6 protein-coding genes are annotated in these 5,987 nt (G+C 66.2%); all 6 read left to right on the forward strand.

Translation table 11 applies throughout. From position 1 onward, the window contains the following. A partial coding sequence (locus H928_RS33925) for an ATP-binding cassette domain-containing protein (RefSeq protein WP_239645078.1) occupies window positions 1-434 on the forward strand: 434 nt, incomplete at its 5' end. Beyond that, window positions 428-2,188 carry an ABC transporter ATP-binding protein gene (locus H928_RS0124835; protein ID WP_021028921.1) on the forward strand — a complete coding sequence of 587 codons (1,761 nt, stop codon included), beginning with the start codon at window positions 428-430 and terminating at the stop codon, window positions 2,186-2,188. The genes H928_RS33925 and H928_RS0124835, both read left to right, overlap by 7 nt. Further along, on the forward strand, window positions 2,188-3,129 hold the full coding sequence (locus H928_RS0124840; RefSeq protein ID WP_021028922.1) for an ABC transporter permease: 942 nt from the start codon (window positions 2,188-2,190) through the stop codon (window positions 3,127-3,129). The genes H928_RS0124835 and H928_RS0124840 overlap by 1 nt, the downstream gene beginning before the upstream one ends. Beyond that, window positions 3,126-4,094 carry an iron chelate uptake ABC transporter family permease subunit gene (locus H928_RS0124845; protein ID WP_021028923.1) on the forward strand — a complete coding sequence of 323 codons (969 nt, stop codon included), beginning with the start codon at window positions 3,126-3,128 and terminating at the stop codon, window positions 4,092-4,094. Before H928_RS0124840 ends, H928_RS0124845 begins: the two co-directional genes overlap by 4 nt. Continuing rightward, entirely contained in the window at window positions 4,091-4,852 is a 762-nt protein-coding gene (locus H928_RS0124850) for an ABC transporter ATP-binding protein (protein ID WP_021028924.1), read from the forward strand. The genes H928_RS0124845 and H928_RS0124850 overlap by 4 nt, the downstream gene beginning before the upstream one ends. Before the next feature lie 12 nt (window positions 4,853-4,864). After that, entirely contained in the window at window positions 4,865-5,905 is a 1,041-nt protein-coding gene (locus H928_RS0124855; protein WP_021028925.1) for a siderophore ABC transporter substrate-binding protein, read from the forward strand. Window positions 5,906-5,987: the final 82 nt, after the last annotated feature.

Here is a 5,987-nt window from a genome sequence, read left to right on the forward strand (position 1 = left end):
GCCAGGCCGAGGTGGAAGCCGCCGCGCGCGCCGCCGATGTGCATGGCTGCATCGCCGCGCTGCCACGCGGCTATGACGCGGTGCTGGGCGAGGACGCGCAGCTCTCCGGGGGCGAGCGCCAGCGCATCAGCATTGCCCGCGCCGTGCTGATGGATGCGCCCATTTTGGTGCTGGACGAGGCCACCGCCGCTGCGGATGCCGACAGCGAGGCCGCTATTCAGCGCGCGCTGTCGCGCTTTGCGCAAGGCCGCACGGTGCTGGTGATTGCCCACCGGTTGGACACCATCATGCAGGCCGACCAGATCCTGGTGATCGACGAAGGGCGCCTGGTGGAGCAGGGGCGCCATGCCGATCTATTGGCTATGAACGGGCGCTATGCCCGCCTGTGGCGCGAAGGTGGCTATGCCGCCGTGCAGGAGGCCGCGCCATGCTGAAAACCTTGAACCTGCTGCTGGGCGAGCAGGCCCCTTTGTTGCGCCGCTACGCCTGGATGGCTGCCTGGTATGGCGCGCTCTGCGGCCTGTGCACGGCCCTGCTGCTGCCGCTGATGGCCCAGCTGCTGCAGGCCCAGTGGCGCGCAGCTGGCATTTGGCTACTGGCCTTGTTGGTCGCCGTCGTGCTGGCCTGGTGGTGGCGCGGCCGGGTGGAGCAGGCGGGGGTGGGCGTTGGCGTTGCGATCTTGCAAACCGGCCGCCACCGGCTGGGCGCCCATGTGGCGCGCTTGCCGATGGGCTGGTTTAACGCGCAGAACACCGCCAAGGTCAGCCACCTGGTCACGCAGGGGATGATGGCCGTGGCCCAGCTGCCGGCCCATGTGCTCACACCCGTCATCAGCGGCGTGGTGGCGCCCCTGGTGGTGCTGGCGCTGCTGTTTGTGCAGGACTGGCGCCTGGGCCTGGTGGGGCTAGTGGCCTTACCCCTGCTGCTGGGCGTGCTGCTGCTGACCGCCCGCATGGGCCGCTGGGCCGATGCCGCGTTTCAGCGCGACTTTGCCCAGACCGGCCAGCGCATCGTGGAGTTTGCGCAGGCGCAGTCGGTCTTGCGCGCCTTCCAGGGCGGCGGTCAGAGCACCCGCTTTGTGGCGCAGGCGATGGACCAGCAGCGCCAGTCGGCCGGGCGCTTGATTGCGGTGTCGGCGCTGTCGTCGGTGCTCAATGTCTGGGCTGTGCAGGCGGTGTTGGCAGCCTTGCTGGTTGCTGTTGCCATCGGGCTCGATCAGCACAGCGCCCAGGCGCTGGCGCCTGGTGAGGTCATCGGCGCCGTGCTGTCCATGCTGCTGATCAGCCGCTTTGTCGAGCCGCTGTTGGAGCTGGTGGGCTATGCCGAGGCGCTGCGCAGCGCGCGCGGCCAGTTGGATGCGATGGACGCGCTGTTGGCGCAGCAGCCCCTGCCGCAGCCGCAGCACCCGCAGCTGCCGCGCGATGCATCGATCACTCTGTGCGATGTGCATTTCTCCTATGGCGCAGACCAGTCCGCCGTGCTGCGCGGCATCAATCTGCATGTGGCGCCGGGCAGCATGACGGCCTTGGTGGGGGCATCGGGCTCCGGCAAAAGCACGCTGGTGCGGCTGATGGCACGCTTTTGGGATGTGGACCAGGGCGGCGTGCTGGTAGGCGGCACCGATGTGCGGCAGATGGACGAAGCACAACTGGCCGCGCAGATCAGCCAGATTTTTCAGGACAGCTATTTGTTTGCCGGCAGCATTGCCGACAACATCCGCATCGGCCGGCCCGGTGCCAGTGATGCTGAGGTATGGCAAGCCGCCCAGCAAGCGGGCGTGGACAGCATCGCGCAGCGCCTGCCCGGCGTGCTGGACAGCCCCGTGGGCGAGGGTGGCGCCCAGCTCTCGGGCGGTGAGCGCCAACGCATTGCGATTGCGCGCGCCCTTATCAAGGATGCGCCCATCCTGCTGGTGGACGAGGCCACCGCCGCGCTCGATACCGAGAACCAGGCGCTGATTGCCCAGACCCTGGCGCGCCTGCGTGGCCAGCGCACGGTGGTGGTCATTGCGCACCAGCTGTCAACCATTGCCATGGCCGACCAGGTGCTGGTGCTGGAGGGCGGCCAGGTGGTCGAGCAAGGCACGCCTGCGCAGCTGGCAGCGCATGCGGGCCGCTATGCGCAGTGGCTGGCCCAGCGGGCTCACGCCCAGGGCTGGTGCATTGCCGCAGAGGGGGAGCAGGGCTGATGCGACTGCGCTGGTGCTTGGGCTTTGCGCTGCTGTGCCTGGCGTCCCTGTTGGTGGGGGCGCGCCAGATGGCCTGGTCGCAGCTCTGGGCCTTCTCAGGCGATGCCTGGCTCACGCTCACCGCCAGCCGGCTGCCGCGCCTCGCCGCGCTGGTGCTGACCGGGGCAGGCCTGGCCGTCTGCGGCGTGATCCTGCAACACATTGTGCGCAACAAGTTTGTCGAACCTGGCACGTCGGGCGGGCTCGATGCCGCCAAGCTCGGCATTCTGATCGCAATGACCCTGGTGCCCTCGGCGGGTGCGCCGGGCCGCATGGCGCTGGCGCTGCTGTTCTGCTTTGCATCCAGCCTGCTCTATGTCGCCATCATCGCGCGCATCCGCTTCAAGAACACCGTGCTGGTGCCCGTGATCGGGCTGATGTACGGCAGCGTGCTCAGCGCCGTGGCCGAGTTCTATGCCTACCGCCACAACATCCTGCAAAGCATGCAGGGCTGGCTGCTGGGCGATTTTTCGCGCATCGTCCAAGGCCATTACGAGATGCTCTACATCATCGTGCCGGTGGTGGCGCTCGCCTATCTGTATGCGCAGCGCTTTACGGTGCTGGGCATGGGGGAGGAAATGGCGACGAGCTTGGGGCTGGGCTATGCAGCGACTGCCACCTTGGGCCTGGTGCTGGTCGCCGTCACCGTGTCGGCCACCGTCATTGCCGTGGGCGCCATCCCCTTTGTCGGCCTGGTCGTGCCCCAGCTGGTGGCGCTGTACAAGGGTGACCATTTGGCCCGCACTCTGCCGCTGGTAGCGCTGGGTGGTGCCAGCCTGCTGCTGGTCTGCGATATCGCCGGCCGCCTGCTGATCTATCCCTTTGAGGTGCCCATTGGCCTCACCGCCGGCGCCTTGGGCGGCGTGGTGTTTCTGGTGCTGATTTTGCGGGGGCGGCGATGAAGCGCGCTATCGCCCTGAAGGCGTTCAGCCCCAGCCATGCGCTGTGGCTGGGCATAGCGGTGCTGGCCCTGGGCTTTGTGCTGCTGGGCTCAGGGCTCGATCTGGGCTATGTCATCCCCCGGCGTTTACTGCGCCTGGTGGCCATTGCGCTGGGCGGCATCTGCGTGGCGGTGTCGGCCATCGTGTTCCAAACCTTGATGGGCAACCGCATTCTGACGCCCGCCATCATGGGCTACGAGGCGGTGTTCTTGCTGTGGCAGGCCATGCTGCTGCTGGTGCTGGGCGCGCAGGGCATGGGCATGCTGGGCGAGCGGGGCAACTTCTTCGTGTCGGTGGCGCTGATGCTGGTGTATTCCTGGGGCCTGCAGCGCTGGCTGCTGCGCCGGGGGCAGGGCGATGTCTATGTGCTGCTGCTCGTTGGCCTGGTGCTGACCATGGTGATCGGCACCTTCACGCAGTTTGTGCAGCTGCGCATCAGCCCGGGCGAGTTCGCCGTTTTCCAGGGCATGAGCTATGCGTCCTTCCACCGCGCCCGGCCCGATACCCTGGCGTATGCGGCGCTGGCCGTGGGCGCCGTCTGCCTGGTGCTGCACAAAACCCTGCCGGTGCTCGATGTGATGGCGCTGGGCCGCGAGCAGGCCATCTCGCTGGGCGTGCCCCATGCCCGCTGCATGCGGCTGTACCTGGCCTTGGTGGCGGTGCTGGTGGCGGTCTCCACCAGCCTGATCGGGCCGACGGCCTTCATGGGCATCTTTGTGGCCAACATCGTCTATGCGCTGGCACCGCAATGGCGCCACCGCAGCACTTTGCCCATGGGCTGCGCAGTCGCCATCGCCATCTTCCTGGTAGCGCAGCTGCTGGTGGAGCATGTTTTCAACTACAAGACCACCGTCAGCATCCTGGTCAATCTGGTTTGCGGTGCTTACTTTCTGGCGCTGACGGTGCGCGGCCGGGCTCTCTCATGATCATTGTCAGCAACATCCATAAATCCTATGGCAGCCGCGCCGTGCTGTCTGGCGTCAGCACCGCCTTTCCGGCCGGGCGCATCACCTCGCTGATCGGCCCCAATGGCGCCGGCAAATCCACCTTGCTGATGATGATTGCCCGCCTGCTGGCGCCCAGCAGCGGCGAGATCCAGCTCGATGGCCGCAGCATTGCCACCATCTCGGTGGCGCACTATGCGCTGCGCATCGCCACCTTGCGCCAGTCGCCCGGTTTTCAGATGCGCTTGACGGTCGAAGAGCTGGTCGGCTTTGGCCGCTTTCCGCACCATCGGGGCACGTTGACGAGCAAAGACCAGCAAGCCGTCGATGAGGCCATCGCCTTCCTGTCGCTCGAGCCGCTGCGCCATGCCTATATCGACGAGATCAGTGGCGGCCAGCGGCAGATGGCCTTTTTGGCGATGACCATTGCCCAGCAGACCGATGTGCTGCTGCTCGACGAGCCGCTGAACAACCTGGACATGAAGCATGCCGTGCAGATCATGCGCGCGCTGCGCAGGCTTTGCGACGAGGCCGGCCGCACGGTGATTCTGGTCATCCACGACATCAACTTTGCCGCCAATTACTCGGACCACATCGTCGCGCTCAAGGGCGGAATGCTGTGCTTCAGCGGCCCCAGCGATGACGTCATCTCCGAAGCCAATCTGTCGCAGCTGTTCGAGCTGCGGTTTGACATCAGCCGCACCGCGCAGGGATGCCTGTGCAACTACTTCAAGACCTAGGAAACCTTTGCCATGCAACGCACCCGCATCTGCACTCACACCTGCGCCCGCACCTTTCTGCGGCCCCTGTCTACGGCCATCGCCGCAGCCGCCGCTGTCACCATCGCCCTGGCCCTGAGCGGCTGCGACCGCGCATCCAGCTCGGCGGCCGATGCACCATCTGCCAGCGCCACAGCCAGCAGCCCGCCGGCCGCCGCACCCATCACTGTGCAGCACCAGCTGGGCAGCACCGTCATCACACGCACCCCGCAGCGGGTGGCCGCGCTGGAGATGAACGAGGCCGATTTCCTCGATCAGCTCGGTGTGCCGATTGCCGGCATGGTCAAGGACTATGTGCCGCACTTTCTGGCCAAGTACAAAGCCGATGAGGCGGTGCAGGACCTGGGCGCCATCGTGCAGCCCAACCTGGAGCGCGTGCATGCGCTCAAGCCCGACCTGATCCTGATCACGCCCTTGCAAGCCAACCACTACCAGGCACTGAGCGAGATCGCGCCGACCATCCATTTGGATGTGGATTTCAAGGACAGCCATGCCAAGCACATTGCCGTCGTCAAAGAGCATCTGCTGACCCTGGGCCGCATCTTTGACAAAGAGGCGCTGGCCGCTCAAAAGGTAGCCGCCTTGGATGCCAAGCTGGCGCAGGCGCGCCAGCGCATTGCCGGCAGCAACGACAAGGCCTTGATCGTGCTGCACAACAACGGCGCCTTCAGCTCTTTTGGCCCGCAGTCGCGCTACGGCTTTGTGTTCAGCGATCTGGGCGTCAAGCCCGCCAGCACCGATGCCGAGGGCAGCCTGCATGGCCAGCCCATCTCCAGCGAGTTCATCCAGCAGGCCAACCCCGACATCCTCTATGTGGTGGACCGCACTGCCGTAATGGAGCGCCACGCCGTGATGACCGCCGACCAGCTGGCCAACCCTTTGCTGCGCGAGACCAAGGCCTGGAAGAGCGGCCGCGTGGTCTTTGTCGATGCTGACGCCTGGTACACCACCGGCGCCAGTCCTACCTCGCTCAGCCTGCTGATTGACGACGTGCTGCGCGGCTACCCGGGCTGATTGCCGGCCAGCCACCCCGTCCGGCTTCTTTTTTCTCTCCCGTTGTAGCCAGGTTCCGACCCAGCCAAAAAACCTCCAGGCG

The organism is Comamonas sp. B-9, from assembly GCF_000410635.1.
In the GTDB taxonomy this organism is placed as follows: domain Bacteria; phylum Pseudomonadota; class Gammaproteobacteria; order Burkholderiales; family Burkholderiaceae_C; genus Comamonas.

Excerpts from the sequence above, each read along its gene's own strand:
- H928_RS0124835 (WP_021028921.1), top strand. The coding sequence starts at position 428 with ATGCTGAAAACCTTGAACCTGCTGCTGGGCGAGCAGGCCCCTTTGTTG.
- H928_RS0124840 (WP_021028922.1), top strand. The coding sequence starts at position 2,188 with ATGCGACTGCGCTGGTGCTTGGGCTTTGCGCTGCTGTGCCTGGCGTCC.
- H928_RS0124845 (WP_021028923.1), top strand. The coding sequence starts at position 3,126 with ATGAAGCGCGCTATCGCCCTGAAGGCGTTCAGCCCCAGCCATGCGCTG.
- H928_RS0124850 (WP_021028924.1), top strand. The coding sequence starts at position 4,091 with ATGATCATTGTCAGCAACATCCATAAATCCTATGGCAGCCGCGCCGTG.
- H928_RS0124855 (WP_021028925.1), top strand. The coding sequence starts at position 4,865 with ATGCAACGCACCCGCATCTGCACTCACACCTGCGCCCGCACCTTTCTG.